The sequence below is a fragment of the Xylanimonas oleitrophica genome (assembly GCF_003244315.1).
Classification (GTDB): Bacteria; Actinomycetota; Actinomycetes; order Actinomycetales; family Cellulomonadaceae; genus Xylanimonas_A; species Xylanimonas_A oleitrophica.
This window is the reverse complement of record NZ_QKWH01000007.1, coordinates 89,551-105,544: the sequence shown is the minus strand read 5'-3', so window position 1 is coordinate 105,544 and position 15,994 is coordinate 89,551. Positions and strand designations below refer to the sequence as shown.

The window sequence follows — 15,994 nt, the reverse complement described above, 5'->3', positions numbered from 1 at the left end:
GCAGGCTTCCGGTCATGACACCGGATCGCGCGCTCGTGGACCACGTGGTGTCCACGACCGGTCTCAGCCCGGCCGAGGCCACCCGTGTCATCGAGGACGTCGTGGCCTTCCACGCCGAGCCGCTGGAGGAGTACGTGCGCCGCCGGCACGCGCAGATGCAGACCTACGGGGCCAAGAACCCGGAGATCTTCGCGCGCATCGCGGCCGAGCTGGCCGGGCGGGTCGTGGCGGCGCCGCCCCTCAGCGAGCGGCAGCTGCGGCGCATCGTCTACGGCTGACCCGCACGACCCCTGCGGCCGCCCGCGCCAGCCCGGTCCGGCCGCTGGCTCTTCCCCGGTCCCTGGTCTGGGGCGCGGCCCGCGCGCCCGACCCGCCATCAGCCCCATCACCCACCTCGCCCATCGTCGAAGGAGAACATCTATGTGCGGCATCGTCGGCTACGTCGGCGCCCAGCAGGCGGCCCCGCTGCTGGTCGAGGGCCTGACCCGCCTGGAGCACCGCGGCTACGACTCGGCCGGGGTGGCCGTGCTCGGCTCGCGCCTGCAGGTCACCAAGAAGGCCGGGCGCGTGCGCGACCTGTCCGAGGCGCTGCCCAAGCGCCTGGCCGGCAAGGTCGGCATCGGTCACACCCGGTGGGCCACCCACGGCCCCGCCACCGACACCAACGCCCACCCGCACACCGACACCAGCGGCACCGTCGCCGTCGTGCACAACGGCATCGTCGACAACGCCGCCGCCCTGCGGGCCCGCCTCGTGGCCGACGGCGTCGAGCTGGCCAGCGACACCGACACCGAGGTGTTCGCCCACCTGGTCGCCCGCTCCGGCGCCGACACCCTGGAGGGCAAGGTCGTCGAGGCGCTCGGCCAGGTCGAGGGCACCTACGGGCTGGCCGTGGTCCACGCCGACTTCCCCGACCGTGTCGTCGTGGCCCGCCACGGCAGCCCCCTGCTCATCGGTGTGGGGGAGAAGGAGATGTTCATCGCCTCCGACCTCGCAGCGGTCGTGCGGCACACCACCACCGTCGCCCACCTCGACGACGGCGAGCTCGCCACCGTCACCGCCGGCGGGTTCACCACCTTCCGCCACGACCTGACCCGCACCACCACGCAGGCCAGCGCCGTCGACATCGACCCGTCCGCGTTCGAGCACGGCGACGTCAGCGGCGAGCCGCGCATGTACACCGAGATCCTCGAGCAGCCCGCCTCCGTGGAGCGCACCCTGCGCGGACGCCTCGACGAGCGGTTCGGCACCGCCCACCTCGGCGGCCTCGACATGGACGCCCGCGACCTGCGCGCCTTCCGCCGCGTCAAGATCCTCGGCTGCGGGTCGGCCTACTACGTGGGGCAGATGGGCGCCTCCATGATCGAAGAGCTCGCCCGCGTCCCCGCCGACGCCGAGCCCGCCTCCGAGTTCCGCTACCGCAACCCCATCATCGAGCCCGACACCCTCTACGTGGCCGTCTCCCAGTCCGGCGAGACCGTCGACACGCTCCTGGCCGTCGAGGAGATCCGCCGCAAGGGCGGGCGCGTCATCGGCCTGGTCAACGTGGTCGGGTCCGCCATCGCCCGCGCCTGCGACGGCGGCATCTACCTGCACGCCGGCCCCGAGATCGCCGTCGCCTCCACCAAGGCCCTGACCACCATGTTCGTCGGCTTCTCCCTCCTGGCCCTGCAGCTGGGACGCGTGCGCGACCTGTCCGTGGCCGACGGGCGCCGCCTGGTCAACGGGCTGCAGCGCCTGCCCGCCCAGATCGAGGAGATCCTCAAGACCGAGGACCACATCGCCGACATCGCCCGCGACCTCGCCGACGCCGAGAGCATGTTCTTCGTCGGCCGCGTCCGCGGCTACCCCGTGGCACGCGAGGGCGCCCAGAAGCTCAAGGAGATCACCTACCGCCACGCCGAGGCCTACCCCACCTCCGAGCTCAAGCACGGCCCCCTGGCCCTCATCTCCCCGAAGGTGCCCACCGTCGCCATCGTGCCCGCCGACGAGCTCACCGACCGCAACGTCGCCGCCCTGCACGAGATCGACGCCCGCGGCGGCCCCCTCGTCATCGTCACCCACCCCGAGGTCGACCTCGGCGACCTGCACGCCCGCCGCATCGACGTGCCCCGCAACGAGACCGAGCTCGACCCCGTCCTGCTCACCGTGCCCCTGCAGCTGCTGGCCTACCACGCCTCGGTCCACCTGGGCCTCGACGTCGACAAGCCCCGCAACCTCGCCAAGTCCGTCACCGTCGAGTAACCCCGCGACGCCCACCACCACGACGGCGCTCGCAGCCGCACCCCTGGGGGCGGCCGCGAGCGCCGTCGTCGTCAGGCCCGCACGTGCGGACCGGGCAGGGGCAGCGTCATGAACACGCTGTACGGGTCCTCGACGTAGGAGCCGAAGGGGCCGCACTCGACGAACCCGTGCCGGGCGTACAGGCGCCGGGCGGGAGCGAACGAGTCCTGCGACCCCGTCTCCAGACTCACCCGCTCGTACCCCCGCTCGCGTGCCACGCCCAGCAGGTGGCCCAGCACCGCCGTGGCCACACCGCGCCCGCGAGCGCCCGTCGCGGTACGCATCGACTTCAGCTCACCGTGGTGGGCGTCGAGCTCGCTCAAGGCACCGCACCCCAGCAGGGTGGCGCCGTCGGGTCCAGGTTCGCGGGCAGTGACGAACGTGATGGACGGCGCGAGCAGCGCCGTCACGTCCAGGGCGTGCACGCTGCACGCCGGGGACCCTGCGCGCATGTCCCGCAGGTGCTCGGACAGCAGCGCCGTCACGTCGGCGCGGTCGGGGGAGTCGAGAGAGACGATCACCCCCGCATCCTGCCCTGCCCGGAGCTGCTGGACGACGACGGCGCGACGGCGGCCACCCACTGGCCGCCGAGCACCGGCTAGAGCGACCGGTCGACCTCGATACCCAGCTCCCGCGCCGCACCGGTGATCTGCCGCGCCAGGTCCACGTCCCGCTGCGACAGCCCGCCCACCTCGTGCGTGCTCAGCCGCACCGTGACCCGGTCCTGCGCCACCTCGACGTCCGCGTCATGGTTCGCCGCCGCACCCAGCTCACCGATCCGCTCCGCCAACCGCTCACCCGTGGCCCGGTCCCCGGAGGTGAAGATCGCCGTGGCCACCCCCGAGTCGTTCGTCACCCACCCGTCCACGCCGTGGGACTCCAGGAACTGCTGCGCTGTGATCTGCTCCACCATCTGGCCACCGTACGCCGGGCCGCCGCGGCTCGCGGGCCGGGCCTGCGACGACGACCTCGACTCCGTCCTCAGGAGGAGCGAGCACCCTCAGATCCCCCGGCCGGCACGCACCACCCGGATGCACCACCACGGCGCTCGCGGTTCCATGGAGCGGTGAAGAACATCGGTTTCCTCTCCTTCGGCCACTGGACGCCCTCGCCGCACTCACGCACCCGCACCGGGGCCGACGCCCTGCACCAGGCGATCGACCTGGCGGTCGCGGCCGAGGAGCTGGGGGCCGACGGCGCCTACTTCCGGGTGCACCACTTCGCGCGCCAGCACTCCTCGCCGTTCCCGCTGCTGGCCGCGATCGCCGCACGCACCAGCCGCATCGAGATCGGCACCGGCGTCATCGACATGCGCTACGAGAACCCGCTCTACATGGCGGAGGAGGCCGGTGCGACCGACCTGATCTCCGACGGCCGCCTGCAGCTCGGCATCTCCCGCGGGTCACCCGAGCAGGTGGTCGACGGATGGCGCTACTTCGGGTACGAGCCCGCCGAGGGGGAGTCCGACGCCGACATGGCCCGCACCCGCGCCGAGGTGTTCCTCCAGGTGCTCACCGGTGCCGGGTTCGCCGAGCCCAGCCCGCGCCCCATGTTCCCCAACCCGCCCGGCCTGCTGCGCGTCGAGCCGCACTCCGAGGGGTTGTCCGAGCGGATCTGGTGGGGCGCCGGGTCCGACGCCACGGCCCGCTGGGCGGCAGTCAAGGGCATGAACCTCATGAGCTCCACCCTCAAGGACGACGAGACCGGCGAGCCCTTCCACGTCCAGCAGCGCAAGCAGATCGAGGCGTTCCGGCAGGCGTGGGCCGAGGCCGGCCACCAGCGCGAGCCACGCGTGTCCGTCAGCCGGTCGATCTTCGCGCTCGTGAACGACGAGGACCGCGCCTACTTCGGCCGCGGCGAGCAGGAGCACGACCAGATCGGCATGATCGACGAGACCACCCGCGCCATCTTCGGCCGCAGCTACGCCGCGGAGCCCGACGCGCTCGTGGAAGAGCTCCGCAAGGACGAGGCCGTGGCCGCCGCCGACACCCTCCTGCTCACCGTGCCCAACCAGCTCGGCGTCGACTACAACGCCCACGTCATCGAGGCGATCCTCACCCACGTCGCCCCAGAGCTCGGCTGGCGCTGAGGCCCCTGACGCCCGGCGGCCGCGCTCGCCCCGGGCGTCAGGCACGTCACCTGCTCAGGGCCTCGTCGATCGGCGTCGTCCCCGCGTTGAACCGCACGGTGCGCCCCACCAGGTCCTCACGCCCGGCGACGGCGGCGACGACCGCCGCCACGTCGGCACGCGGCACCGTGCCCGGCTCCAGGCTGCCCTGCGGCTCGTCGACCGCGATCGCCCCCGTGCCCGGGTCGTCCGTCAGGCCGCTCGGACCCAGGATCGTCCAGCCGGGGGCATGAGCGCGCACGTGCTCGTCCGCCGCCGCCTTCGACTCGGCGTACGCGAAGAACCCGTCCGACTCGGGCACCCCGTGATCCGGCCGCGCACCGAAGTAGGACACCATCACGTACCGCCCCACCCCGGCCGCGAGCGCCGCGTCCACCGACCGGATCGCCGCGTCGCGGTCCACCGCGTACGTCCGGGCCGGGTTGCCGCCCCCGGCGCCGGCCGACCAGACCACCACGTCGGCTCCCGCGAACGCCGCGGTGAGCGCCTGCGTGCTCGCGTCCTCCACGTCCAGCAGCACCGGGTTCGCGCCCGTCGCCCGCACGTCCCCGGCCTGGTCCGCACGCCTGATCAGCGCGTCCACCTCGTGCCCCGCGCGCACCAGCAGCGGCTCTGCCAGCAGCGCGACCTTCCCGTGCCCACCCACGACCACGATCTTCGCCATGCCGACCTCCTCGGTCCTCGGTCCTCGGTCCACGTCCTGCGTGCTGTCGATCGTGGCAGACACCCCCGCACCCCGCTGCAGACGAGCCCTCCACCGGTACCGCAGGCCCGCCGGTGGCGGGTGGGCCCACCCCGTCGTACTGCTGAGGGATGGCCATGAGCGAACCACTCCAGCCCCACGCCTCCGAGCCCCGCGAGGAGATCGCCGCAGCAGACGCCGGCACCGGCGCCCCCGAGCCGGCCCCCGGGTTCGGCATCGGCGGCGAGGAACCCGACGCCCCGCACGACACTGACGACACGGACGACCGGGCCGCACCCGACGCCGACCCTGACCAGGACACCCCGTTCCGCACCCCGGGCACCTCCGGCGCCGACCCCGACGAGCTGCGCGAGACCCTCCGCCAGAACGACTGACCCCACGGGCCACGCTCCTGCACGCACCGGGAGCCAGTGCGCGCACGGCGCTCGCGGACGTGGCAGCATCCGTGGCAGCATCACGCAGGTGACGGCTCCTGAGGATCGGCGGCTGAGCGACCTGGTGCGCCTGCGGCGGGTGCGTGACCGGATCGACCGGGACCACGCGCAGCCGCTCGACGTGGAGGCACTGGCGCGCGGTGCGCACATGTCGTCCGGGCACCTGAGCCGGGAGTTCCGTCGCGTGTACGGGGAGTCGCCGTACAGCTACCTGATGACGCGGCGCGTGGAGCGGGCGATGACGCTGCTGCGCCGAGGCGACCTGACGGTGACCGAGGTGTGCTTCGCCGTGGGGTTCTCCTCGCTGGGCACGTTCAGCACCCGGTTCACCGAGCTGGTAGGGGTCGCGCCGAGCGTGTACCGGCGTACCGCGGCCGGCACGACGGCGGGAGTGCCGGCGTGCCACGCCCTGCTGGCGACGCGACCGGTCAGGAATCGAGAAGCGCGCCCGCCAGGGGCGGCCTAGCGTCGGTGCCATGAACCCGACGAGCGTCACCGTCCACCACGCCTTCCTCCCGCACACCGACCCCGAGGCTTCGCTGTCGTTCTACCGCGACGTCCTGGGGTTCGAGGTCTGGCGCGACGTCGGCTACCAGGGCATGCGCTGGGTCACCGTGGGGCCGCCAGGCGGCGCGGGCACGTCGATCGTGCTGCACCCGCCGGCGGTGGACCCAGGGCTGACCGAGGACGAGCGGCGTACGATCCTGGAGCTGATCGCCAAGGGGAGCTACGGTGCGCTGACGTTGGCCACCGACGACCTCGACGCGCTGTTCGCCCGGGTGCAGGCCAGCGGTGCGGACGTGGTGCAGGAACCGATGGACCAGGACTACGGGGTGCGTGACTGCGCGGTCCGTGACCCTGCGGGCAACCTGCTGCGCATCAACGAGGTGCGCTGAGGCGACGGCACCGGGACGGACGGTCCGCGTACCAGCAGGGGGAGAGACGATGAGCACGGTCACCAGCACCGACAGCACGCAGGCAGCCGCGGCGGCGGCGCGTGCGGACAGCCATGACGTGATCCGCGTGCAGGGCGCACGGGAGAACAACCTCAAGGACGTCACCGTCGAGATCCCCAAGCGGCGGCTGACGGTGTTCACGGGGGTGTCCGGCTCGGGCAAGAGCTCCCTGGTGTTCGGGACGATCGCGGCCGAGTCGCAGCGCATGATCAACGAGACCTACTCAGCGTTCCTGCAGGGTTTCATGCCGAACCTGGCGCGCCCCGAGGTGGACGTGCTCGAGGGCCTGACGACGGCGATCGTCGTGGACCAGGAGCGGCTGGGTGCCAACCCGCGCTCGACCGTGGGCACCGTGACGGACGCGAACGCGTTCCTGCGCACCCTGTTCAGCCGGCTGGCCGAGCCGCACGTGGGCTCGCCGAACGCGTACTCCTTTAACGTGCCGTCGGTGACGTCGGCGGGCGCGATCTCGGTGGGCGGCAAGAAGGCGGTCAAGGCGACGTTCAACCGGCTGGGCGGCATGTGCCCCCGCTGCGAGGGGCGTGGGCAGGTCAACGACATCGACCTGGGCGAGCTGTTCGACGAGACGAGGTCGCTCGCCGAGGGGGCCATCACGGTGCCCGGGTACACCCCGGACGGCTGGTACGTGAAGCTCTTCAGCGAGTCGGGGTTCCTCGACCCGCACAAGCCGATCAAGGACTACACCGAGCGCGAGCGGCACGACTTCCTGTACCGGGAGCCCACCAAGGTCCCGGTGGGCGGCGCCAACATGACGTACGAGGGCCTGGTCCCCAAGATCCAGAAGTCGATGCTCTCGAAGGACAAGGACGCGATGCAGCCGCACGTGCGCGCGTTCGTCGAGCGTGCGGTCACCTTCACCACCTGCCCCGAGTGCGACGGCACCCGCCTGGCCGAGCACGCCCGCACCTCCACCATCGGCGGCGTGAGCATCGCCGACGCCTGCGCGATGCAGATCACCGACCTGGCGGACTGGGTGCGCGCGATCGACGACCCCTCGGTCGCGCCCCTGGTGGCGGGGCTGCAGCACCTGCTCGACTCCTTCGTGGAGATCGGCCTGGGGTACCTCTCCCTCGACCGCCCCTCGGGCACGCTGTCCGGGGGAGAGGCGCAGCGCACCAAGCTGATCCGCCACCTGGGCTCGGCGCTCACGGACGTCACGTACGTGTTCGACGAACCCACCATCGGCCTGCACCCGCACGACATCCAGCGGATGAACGAGCTGCTGCTGCGCCTGCGCGACAAGGGCAACACGGTGCTCGTCGTCGAGCACAAGCCGGAGACCATCGCGATCGCCGACCACGTCGTCGACCTGGGGCCCCGCGCCGGCACCGCCGGCGGCACGATCTGCTACCAGGGCACCGTGGAGGGCCTGCGCACCAGCGACACCCTCACCGGCCGCCACCTCGGCGACCGCGCCACCCTCAAGGACACCGTGCGCACCCCGACCGGGGCGCTGGAGATCCGCGGCGCCAGCACCCACAACCTCCAGGACGTCGACGTCGACGTCCCGCTCGGCGTCCTCACCGTGGTGACCGGCGTCGCCGGGTCCGGCAAGAGCTCCCTCGTCCACGGCGCCCTGGGCCGTCGCGACGACGTCGTCACCGTGGACCAGAGCCCCATCCGCGGCTCGCGCCGCTCCAACCCCGCCACCTACACCGGTCTCCTCGAGCCGATCCGCAAGGCGTTCGCCAAGGCCAACGGCGTCAAGCCCGCCCTGTTCAGCGCCAACTCCGAAGGGGCCTGCCCCGTGTGCAACGGTGCCGGTGTCATCTACACCGAGCTCGGTTTCATGGACACCGTCACCACCCCGTGCGAGGAGTGCGAGGGCAAGCGGTTCCAGGCGGCGGTGCTGGAGCACAAGCTCGGCGGGAAGGACATCAGCGAGGTCCTGGCCATGTCGGTCGCCGAGGCCGAGGAGCTCTTCGCCTCCGGTGAGGCCCGCACCCCCGCCGCGCACGCGATCCTGCGCCGCCTCGCCGACGTCGGCCTCGGCTACCTCACCCTGGGTCAGCCACTGACCACCCTGTCCGGCGGCGAGCGCCAGCGCCTCAAGCTCGCCGTGCACATGGGGGAGAAGAGCCCCGTGCTCGTCCTGGACGAACCCACCACGGGCCTGCACCTGGCCGACGTCGCCCACCTCCTGCGGCTCCTGGACCACCTCGTCGACACCGGACGCACCGTGGTGGTCATCGAGCACCACCAGGCCGTCATGGCCCACGCCGACTGGATCATCGACCTCGGCCCCGGAGCAGGGCACGACGGCGGCCGCGTCGTGTTCGAAGGAACCCCCGCCGACCTGGTCGCACAGCGCTCCACCCTCACCGGGCAGCACCTGGCGCAGTACGTCGGCGCCTGAGCCACCGCCACCCGGGCGGCACGGCAGGAGAGGGGAGGGGAGGCCACCATCGCCGCCACACCCAGGACCACCACCCGCATCGAGGTCCACGCCACAGCCCAGCAGACCTTCACCTACCTCGCCGACCCCAGGAACCGGCCCCGCTGGCAGGCCAGCCTCCTGACCGTCCACCTGCTCGACCCCGGACCCCCGCACCCCGGGACGCGCTGGAGCGAACGCACCGCCGTCGGCGCCGTCCCGCACCTGCAGATCGTCGAGCTCCGAGCCCCCGGCACCGACGGCGACCCCACCGGCCTCTGGAGCGAGGCCGGCACCTGGCACGGACTGCGCGCGGCGCTCGCGATGGTGCTCAAGCCGGCCGAAGCCGACTCGTCGCGCACCGTGGTGCACGCCGCCTTCGAGATCGACGGCGCGCGGCCTTGGTCCCCGCTGGTCACCGTGCTACGGCTCCTGGCACCCGCAGCCGTACGGTCCGACCTGCGGCGCTCCGCCCGTCACGTGGAGAGGGCGGCCCACGGCGCGCGTCCGCGCTCGGAGCGCCTCTGACCGGGGGTGAGGGAGCACCTCGAAACAGCCCGGTTAACGCGCACTTCCTCAGCAAGGTAGAAGGGGACTTCTTCGGCGCTGACGAAAGTCGCACCCAAACGGCGCTCTCTCGCGAGGGCCGAGAATTCTGCCCCTTAGCGCGTATCGAGGGAAAAGACCCGTCGCACACCCCTTCGCGGCGACATGTTCCACGTCGGAGCATCTTGCCGACGCCACCGACATGCGCCCGGAGCAACAGTCGAGGCGGGCCGCCGACGGGCAGCCCGGAATGTCACCGTTGTCCTGTAAGCATGTCGACATGAGCGCACTCACCGTCACCGAGCCTCGTGAGCAGGGCGACCAGGGCGAGCGCGGTGTCAGCACCGTCCTGGACGCTGCGCACGCCGCCCGGGTCGCCGAAGCGGTCGAGCACGCCGTCAGCGACGCCACGAGGGAGCGCTACGCGAGCGCGGTCCGTCGCTTCGACGCATGGGTGCGCCTCAACGGCTACGCGGACCGCCGCTGGTCGGCGGAGGTGGTCGCTGCCTACCTGGCCACCTTGTCGACGAGCCCCAGCAACGTGCAGGTGAGCCGGGCGGCGATCCTCGACGCCGCGCGCCGCGTCGACGTCGAGACGTACAACGCCCTGCGAGACAACCCAGGCCTCAGGGCGACGATGCGAGGGCTCACCCGCGAGTCCCGAGGGTGGGAGCGTCAGAAGGCTCGCGCGTTCTCCCGCACCGACATCCGCGAGATGGTCGAGCGCGCCGCCACCACCCCCGCCGGTCAGCGGGACAAGGCGATCCTGCTGCTCGGCGTGAGCCTCGGGCTGCGCGCCTCAGACCTCGTGTCGGTCAAGACCAGGGGAGTGGTGGAGGTCCGCGGTGGCATGGAGGTGGTGGTCCCGTACTCCAAGACCTCCGACGAGCCGATCACCCTCGCACTGCCCGAGATCGGTGGACCGCTGTGCGCGGTGTCCGCCCTGCGCACCTGGCTCGCCACGCTGGAGAAGATCGAGGACGAGCGGCGCGGGCACGTCGTCCGCCAGGTCCGGCGCGGGGGATACACCGTCGAGCCCGGAGCGGTCTCGACCGAGGTCATCGGCCGCATCGTGACCAGGATGGCGGCCAGCGTGGGGCTCCCCGCCGGCCGGGGCGGGTACACCGCACACTCCCTGCGAGCCACGTTCGCCACCAACGCCCTGCAGGCCGGGTACAGCGAGCAGGCCGTGAGCAGCGTGGGCCGCTGGTCGTCCCTCCAGGTGCTGCGCGGCTATGACCGCTCCACACGCTGGGACTCCCGGCTGACCGCCGGCGGGTGGCTGGGCCGGTAGGCCGGCAGGGGGCACACGAGCACTGGGCACACGAGCACTGGGCGCTGCGGGTCAGCCGATCGAGCCGGCCCGCGCGTAGGCCTCGACGAAAGCGACCGCCACCGCCGCCGCGCCCACCGCCGCCACGACCCGCGGGCCGACGGCGCGAGCGCGTACGCACACCATCCCGACCAGCGCCAGGCCGACCGCACCGATCGCCGTCCAGTACACGGGCGAGGTCGTCGCCCCCACGACGGTCAGGCCGTAGACCGCCTCACCCGCACAGATGCCGCCCAGGAGCCCAGCGCCAACGGCGGCCCGGTAGCCCCTGTCGCGCAACCACGCGGCCGCCACACCCACGAACGGACCGACCACCACGCCCACCAGCCCGAAGAACGACGGGTCGTAGTACGCCCCGGCCAGGTCGGCAGCCACCGCGTACCCCAGCACGAGCAGCACGAAGCTCGACGCACCGAGCACCGCGGCCGGCCATGTACCGACCCGGGACCACAGCACCAACGACGCCGCCAGCACCGTCCACCCGCTGGCCGAGTTCGCGAACGAGGCCAGCGCCTCGGGCAGGAAGCCCTGGGCGGGGAACGTCAGCATCCCCAGCGCACAGCTCCCCAGCAGGACGACGAGCACTGGCCCGACGGCCTGGAGCCGGAGAGCACGCGGTACCAGAACAGAGGTCTCAGCCACGGTCCGACGCTCGCAGACGCACGCGCGCCGCGCGTCCACCCGGGGGAGGACGACCATGCGCGCCGTCTCCCACCACGGCCTGACACGCCCCGTGGGAGCACAGCCGCGGGACTCCTGCCGCGCGGCAGGCAGGACAGCGGGGGGGGAGCAGCGCGCGGCCGACTGCCGAGCGGGTTCAGTCGATCGGGGGATCCTGACGGTCCCCGGGCAGCACGGGCGTACACCGCCGCGTGTCGTGGAGGTGCGGGACAGTCGGCAGGTGATGCGGCACCACCGGGGTCCCGGCCGCCACAGGGGCGCCGTCGTGCTGACTCGCGACACCCGGTGACGGCGCCGAGCGCGGCGCCACGCAGACGATGCAGACGATGCCCACCGGGCGCGTCCACAGCGCCGCCGTGCGTCACCTCCGTGCGGCCGGCGCAGGGCGCGCGGGAGAAAACGAACCACACGCACGCTCACCGCCGCGATCGTCCGACACGCTCCGCCGCCATCGGCGAGGGCCGCGAGACAGCTGTCGAGAGGGGCTGGTCGCACGCGATCCGAACTGTAGAGGTGCGTGCTCGTCAGGTGCGAGTTCTAGGGCGGGGTGCTCGAGGTTCAGACGGGGCTGGCGTCGACCCTGGAAGTGCAGGGACAAGGGTCGCAGCTCTCGCCGCGACCCTTGTCCCCTTCACTACGCGAGCTTGCTGTTGATGCGGTCGTCGTCGAGCGGCTCGTACTTCGAGTCCACGAACGACTTGAACACCTCGACGAGGTTCTCGCCGTTCGCGTGGGCTCGGCGGACGACCTCGAGGATCGTCGCGCGCCCACGTCCGAGAGCCTGTTGCTTCTTCAGGTCCTCCTTGCGCGGCTTGATGACCTTGCCATCCTGGGTGACTGCGGCCTGCTCCAGCTGAACGTAGCTCAGCGTGCTCGTCTCGTAGAAGCGACCCGCGCTCATGAGGAGGGTGGCCCGCGCCCAGTCCCTGGGGACGAGCACGAGCGCTCTACCGTCCGCGACGGGAAGGTCGAGCACAGCAGTAGTCCACCGCCTGCGCTGTGGGTCCCACACCTGTCGCTCCACCTTCTTGGTCCCGTGGCCTGCAGCGGTGAACTGCGGGAACTGCGCCACCATCTGAGCGGTGAACTCGGCCAGCGGCCCGAAGATGATGCGAGTGGTCAGGTCCGAGGTGATGTCCTCTGCGACGCCCTCGACGAACAGTGGGATGTCCTCGATCTGGGTGAGGATCCCCACGTCGACCAGCATGCGCGCGTCGCCGCGCAGCGCCTCCCAGATCCACTCGCCGACGTCGTCGGAGCCGCCGTGCCCCTGGATCCCGGACTCCGCGAGACCGAGGCGCGTCTCCCAGGGCTCCGTGAACCGCTGGAGCAGCGCGAGTCCGCGTCGCTGGTCGGACTGTGTGTTGCTCAGGGCGCAGGCGGTCACTTCGTGGAAGAACGTCTCCATGCACTGGATCGCGTCGGCGGCGAACGGCTGCGGGGCGCCAGAGAGACGGATCGCGTGGGGGTCGACGAACATCGGCTTGTCGGCGCTGACGTCGACGTCGAGGAACGGGACCGGGCCCGGGATGTCGTAATGCGTCGTCACTTGCATGAGAACTCCTGTCTCGTGTAGCGAGCGCGACACACACCCGCACCGGTCGTTGGACCGACGCGGGCGCAGTAGAGTCCGAACTGCCTACCAAGCAGGCTCGAGCCCCATCTCGCAACGTCGAGATGGGGCTCGACGCTTGTGCGGCGCATCACACAGCGTATCCGAACGCACGCACAAAACCCATGGACACGCCGACCGAGGCACAAGATGTTGTGGCCGGGGGGTGGGTGTGGCGCCACATGAGCGATGTGCGGCTAGGTCTGCCTGTCAGAGATGCGGCATTCAGTACGGTGCACCGGGCTGGGAGTGCTCGTGAGCGCTCTTGGCTGGCCCCGGCCTTGGACAGTGAAGTGCGGCGACGTGGCAAGAGCCAGGAGGTCCTGGTGGCGGTCGCGCCAAGGCGGTGTCTGCCCTGACCTGCACAGACGCGCACTTTGCTGTGAGGTCCGAACTCTTGCATCTGATGCAACTCGCACTCTTCGTGTACCGATAATGCACATTATGTCATTCTGCGAGGAAACAGCCCTTCCCCGGATCGCAGCCTGATCCCGGCAGGGACGCCACAGGTCCCGCCGGCACGAGCGTCAGTGCGTGACCTTGAGCCCGACGACGCAGCCGACGATGCCGGCGATCAGCAGCAGCCTCACCACCGACGCCGGCTCTGAACCCGTAGCCATCGCATAGAGAACCGTCAGCGCCGCGCCGATCCCGACCCACACGGCGTACGCCGTGCCGACCGGCAGCTCCCGCATCGCCCAGGCCAGCCCGCCCATGCTGGCGAGCAGCCCGACACCGAACACGACGCTCGGCCAGAGTCTGGTGAGCCCCTCAGAGCGACCCAGCGCGGTGGCCCACACGGCCTCCAGCACACCCGACAGCACCAGGACGAACCACGACATGACCCCACTCCCCGGTGTCGTCTTGTCGCGCGCCGGGTACGACACCCCTCGTCCGGGAGCCTCAGGAGCGGCTCTGACCCGAGGGTCGCACAGCACGCCCGCCTGCCACCAGCCCGGACGCTCGGCAGGCTCGAGGTCGTGGCGTACACTGAATCGGACATACACCCCAAACCATTGTGTATGGCACAACACACTGCCTTGAATGACATAACGCGAGCCACCGTCGTCGTCGGGCCGCGGTCATGGCCCGCACGCCGCACCCCCGGCAGAACGCGCTCCCCGCAGGAGCGTTGAGCGATGAGACAGGTCGGGGGCGCCGCCGTGCGGCGCCCCCGACCCCCTCCCTGCCTGTGGCGCGCCGCCCCCAGCCCCAGAGTCGGCGTCTCGCTGGACGCGAGACATGGACCGCTCCCCTGCTGGCGCCCGCGTGGGCGCGCCTTACTCCTCTCCTCCAGCCCCCTCCGCGCTGGCCAGCAGGAGCGGGAGCGCCGCACGCAGATCGGCGAGGTACGACTCGGTGCGATCGGCTCCGGCGTCCGTGATGAGACCCGCGAGCTCGAGCGACACCAGGCCGTGGACGTACGCCCACAGGCGGGTCGCCCGGTCCGCCGCGCCGGGACGGTCGCAGCCGGCGGCCCGCTCGACGGCGCGGACCAGCACCTGGAAGGTGGGATCCGATCGGCCGCGCGACGCCACACCGGACGCCTCGGTGAACATCACTCGGTAGTAGTGAGGGTTCTCGAGCGCGTTGGTGCGGTACGCCTGCCCCAGGCTGATCAGGTCGGCTCTGGGGTCGTCGGTGTCCGCGACCGTGGCCAGCCGCGCGGCGAAGCGTTCGAAGCCCTCGTCGACCACCGCGTCCACGAGCGCCTCACGGCTCCCGAACAGGGAGTAGACGGCCGCTGTGGTGGTGCCGGCGGCGGCGGCGACCGCTCGCAGGGACATCCCGACGACGCCGCTCTCCGCCACCGCGCGGGACGCCGACTCCAGCAGCGCGCCGCGCAGTGCCGCGTCGTGGGTGCGAGGTCGAGCCATGCAGGCATCGTACGGCCTTGTCGCAGGGTTCGTAACAGTGTTAGATAACAGCGTTACAGAACTACTCACGGCAGGAGACCCCATGTTCGAGCTGTCCGACCCGGCGCGCCTGACGGCCGGGGCCGTCATTCTGTCCGCCATCACCGTCGCCAGCGGCGGGTGGTTCCTCACCCGAGTCGTGCGCGGCCTCGCACCGGCCACCGAGTTCCAGAAGTCGTTCTTCCGCGCCGGCCACGCTCACGCCGGGGTCCTCATCATCCTCGGCCTGATCTGCCTCCTGCTCACCGAGGCCACGACGCTGACGGGCTTGTGGTCCTGGCTCTCGCGGGTCGGCGTCCTCGCCTCGGCGATCCTGATGCCCGCAGGGTTCTTCCTGTCCGCCCTGGGAGCGGGACGCACACGCCCCAACCGGCTGATCGGGCTGCTGTGGGTGGGCGCAGGGTTCCTGGTCGCCGGGCTGACGACCACCGGCGTCGGGCTGCTGACGGCCTGACCCCGTGGCGCCGCCGGCCGTGCCGGCGGGAGCGCACGGCCCTGCGCCGTGCGCTCCCGCCGCGATCCTCGGTACCGTCGTCACACCGAGACACCCACCGAGACACCCACCGAGACACCCGCCGAGACACCCGCCGTGCGGGCCACGCCGCCGACCACGAAGGACCCCTGTGCCCTCCTCGAACACCGAGACCCCGCAGCCCGACCCCGCACCCGCAGCCCGCGCCGCAGGACGCCGTGGCACCGTCGCCCTCGCCCTCGCCGGTCTCGCCACGCTGCTGTTCGTGCTGCTGCGCAGCACCCTGGCGGGCACCTCTCCCCTGGCCGCGTCGATCGCCGACGGCGACACCGGGCACCGCATGATCGCGATGGGCGGTTTCGTGCTCGCGGTGGGCACCAGCATCGTGGCGGTCCTGGTGGCCGTCCGAGCCATCGCCGAGGACCGGGGCCGCCGCCGTGGCATCGCCGCCGTGATCCTCGCCCTGGGCTCACCCATGGCTGCCGTGGCGCTCACGGCGTTCCCGGGCTGACCGCGGGGCAGCGCTGCGCCCGCA

18 protein-coding genes and 1 riboswitch are annotated in these 15,994 nt (G+C 71.9%); of the genes, 11 read left to right on the top strand and 7 right to left on the bottom strand.

Annotated features, from left to right (window positions below; genetic code table 11):
• Positions 1 to 14: 14 nt before the first annotated feature.
• Together DNL40_RS10615 and glmS are read left to right on the top strand one after the other, a co-directional pair.
• The gene (locus DNL40_RS10615; RefSeq protein ID WP_111251225.1) at positions 15 to 278 is read left to right on the top strand and encodes a hypothetical protein; all 264 of its coding nucleotides are present in this window, start codon (positions 15 to 17) and stop codon (positions 276 to 278) included.
• 142 nt (positions 279 to 420) lie between these two features.
• Positions 421 to 2,244: a glutamine--fructose-6-phosphate transaminase (isomerizing) gene (glmS, locus tag DNL40_RS10610; protein WP_111251224.1), complete on the top strand. Its 1,824-nt coding sequence runs from the start codon at positions 421 to 423 to the stop codon at positions 2,242 to 2,244.
• Between the two features lie 71 nt (positions 2,245 to 2,315).
• On the opposite strand, the gene DNL40_RS10605 is transcribed toward glmS, so the two are convergent.
• Both DNL40_RS10605 and DNL40_RS10600 read right to left on the bottom strand, forming a co-directional pair.
• A complete protein-coding gene (locus DNL40_RS10605) occupies positions 2,316 to 2,804 on the bottom strand; it encodes a GNAT family N-acetyltransferase (RefSeq protein WP_245885843.1) in 489 nt (162 codons plus the stop codon).
• 77 nt (positions 2,805 to 2,881) lie between these two features.
• Positions 2,882 to 3,196, bottom strand: a complete 315-nt coding sequence (locus DNL40_RS10600; protein ID WP_111251223.1) for a 4a-hydroxytetrahydrobiopterin dehydratase — start codon at positions 3,194 to 3,196, stop codon at positions 2,882 to 2,884.
• A 153-nt stretch (positions 3,197 to 3,349) separates the two neighbouring features.
• Between DNL40_RS10600 and DNL40_RS10595 the strand changes: the two genes are divergently transcribed.
• Positions 3,350 to 4,372 carry an LLM class flavin-dependent oxidoreductase gene (locus tag DNL40_RS10595; protein WP_111251222.1) on the top strand — a complete coding sequence of 341 codons (1,023 nt, stop codon included), beginning with the start codon at positions 3,350 to 3,352 and terminating at the stop codon, positions 4,370 to 4,372.
• 46 nt (positions 4,373 to 4,418) lie between these two features.
• On the opposite strand, the gene DNL40_RS10590 is transcribed toward DNL40_RS10595, so the two are convergent.
• Complete coding sequence (locus DNL40_RS10590; protein WP_111251257.1) at positions 4,419 to 5,075, bottom strand: SDR family oxidoreductase; 657 nt, start codon at positions 5,073 to 5,075, stop codon at positions 4,419 to 4,421.
• A 155-nt stretch (positions 5,076 to 5,230) separates the two neighbouring features.
• Here DNL40_RS10590 and DNL40_RS10585 point away from each other — a divergent pair, with 155 nt between their 5' ends.
• From DNL40_RS10585 to DNL40_RS10560, 6 genes are all read left to right on the top strand, one after another.
• Entirely contained in the window at positions 5,231 to 5,488 is a 258-nt protein-coding gene (locus DNL40_RS10585; protein ID WP_111251256.1) for a hypothetical protein, read from the top strand.
• 88 nt (positions 5,489 to 5,576) lie between these two features.
• On the top strand, positions 5,577 to 6,014 hold the full coding sequence (locus tag DNL40_RS10580; RefSeq protein WP_111251221.1) for a helix-turn-helix transcriptional regulator: 438 nt from the start codon (positions 5,577 to 5,579) through the stop codon (positions 6,012 to 6,014).
• A 10-nt stretch (positions 6,015 to 6,024) separates the two neighbouring features.
• A complete protein-coding gene (locus tag DNL40_RS10575) occupies positions 6,025 to 6,444 on the top strand; it encodes a VOC family protein (RefSeq protein WP_111251220.1) in 420 nt (139 codons plus the stop codon).
• A 49-nt stretch (positions 6,445 to 6,493) separates the two neighbouring features.
• On the top strand, positions 6,494 to 8,881 hold the full coding sequence (locus DNL40_RS10570) for an ATP-binding cassette domain-containing protein (RefSeq protein WP_111251219.1): 2,388 nt from the start codon (positions 6,494 to 6,496) through the stop codon (positions 8,879 to 8,881).
• A 48-nt stretch (positions 8,882 to 8,929) separates the two neighbouring features.
• Positions 8,930 to 9,427: an SRPBCC family protein gene (locus tag DNL40_RS17015; RefSeq protein ID WP_111251218.1), complete on the top strand. Its 498-nt coding sequence runs from the start codon at positions 8,930 to 8,932 to the stop codon at positions 9,425 to 9,427.
• Between the two features lie 298 nt (positions 9,428 to 9,725).
• Positions 9,726 to 10,739 carry a tyrosine-type recombinase/integrase gene (locus DNL40_RS10560; protein ID WP_179951036.1) on the top strand — a complete coding sequence of 338 codons (1,014 nt, stop codon included), beginning with the start codon at positions 9,726 to 9,728 and terminating at the stop codon, positions 10,737 to 10,739.
• 51 nt (positions 10,740 to 10,790) lie between these two features.
• On the opposite strand, the gene DNL40_RS10555 is transcribed toward DNL40_RS10560, so the two are convergent.
• The 4 genes from DNL40_RS10555 to DNL40_RS10540 all read right to left on the bottom strand — a co-directional run bounded on the left by DNL40_RS10555 (position 10,791) and on the right by DNL40_RS10540 (position 14,948).
• Positions 10,791 to 11,420: a DUF6518 family protein gene (locus DNL40_RS10555; RefSeq protein ID WP_245885842.1), complete on the bottom strand. Its 630-nt coding sequence runs from the start codon at positions 11,418 to 11,420 to the stop codon at positions 10,791 to 10,793.
• Positions 11,421 to 12,093: 673 nt separating this feature from the next.
• Entirely contained in the window at positions 12,094 to 13,008 is a 915-nt protein-coding gene (locus DNL40_RS10550; protein WP_146252073.1) for a hypothetical protein, read from the bottom strand.
• A 590-nt stretch (positions 13,009 to 13,598) separates the two neighbouring features.
• A complete protein-coding gene (locus tag DNL40_RS10545; protein ID WP_179951035.1) occupies positions 13,599 to 13,913 on the bottom strand; it encodes a DMT family transporter in 315 nt (104 codons plus the stop codon).
• An 11-nt stretch (positions 13,914 to 13,924) separates the two neighbouring features.
• Positions 13,925 to 13,990, bottom strand: a riboswitch (guanidine-III (ykkC-III) riboswitch).
• 361 nt (positions 13,991 to 14,351) lie between these two features.
• A complete protein-coding gene (locus DNL40_RS10540; protein ID WP_111251214.1) occupies positions 14,352 to 14,948 on the bottom strand; it encodes a TetR/AcrR family transcriptional regulator in 597 nt (198 codons plus the stop codon).
• Between the two features lie 82 nt (positions 14,949 to 15,030).
• Between DNL40_RS10540 and DNL40_RS10535 the strand changes: the two genes are divergently transcribed.
• Positions 15,031 to 15,441, top strand: coding sequence for a hypothetical protein (locus tag DNL40_RS10535; RefSeq protein WP_111251213.1), 411 nt, complete (start codon positions 15,031 to 15,033; stop codon positions 15,439 to 15,441).
• 169 nt (positions 15,442 to 15,610) lie between these two features.
• The gene (locus tag DNL40_RS10530; RefSeq protein ID WP_111251212.1) at positions 15,611 to 15,970 is read left to right on the top strand and encodes a hypothetical protein; all 360 of its coding nucleotides are present in this window, start codon (positions 15,611 to 15,613) and stop codon (positions 15,968 to 15,970) included.
• Positions 15,971 to 15,994 lie beyond the last annotated feature (24 nt).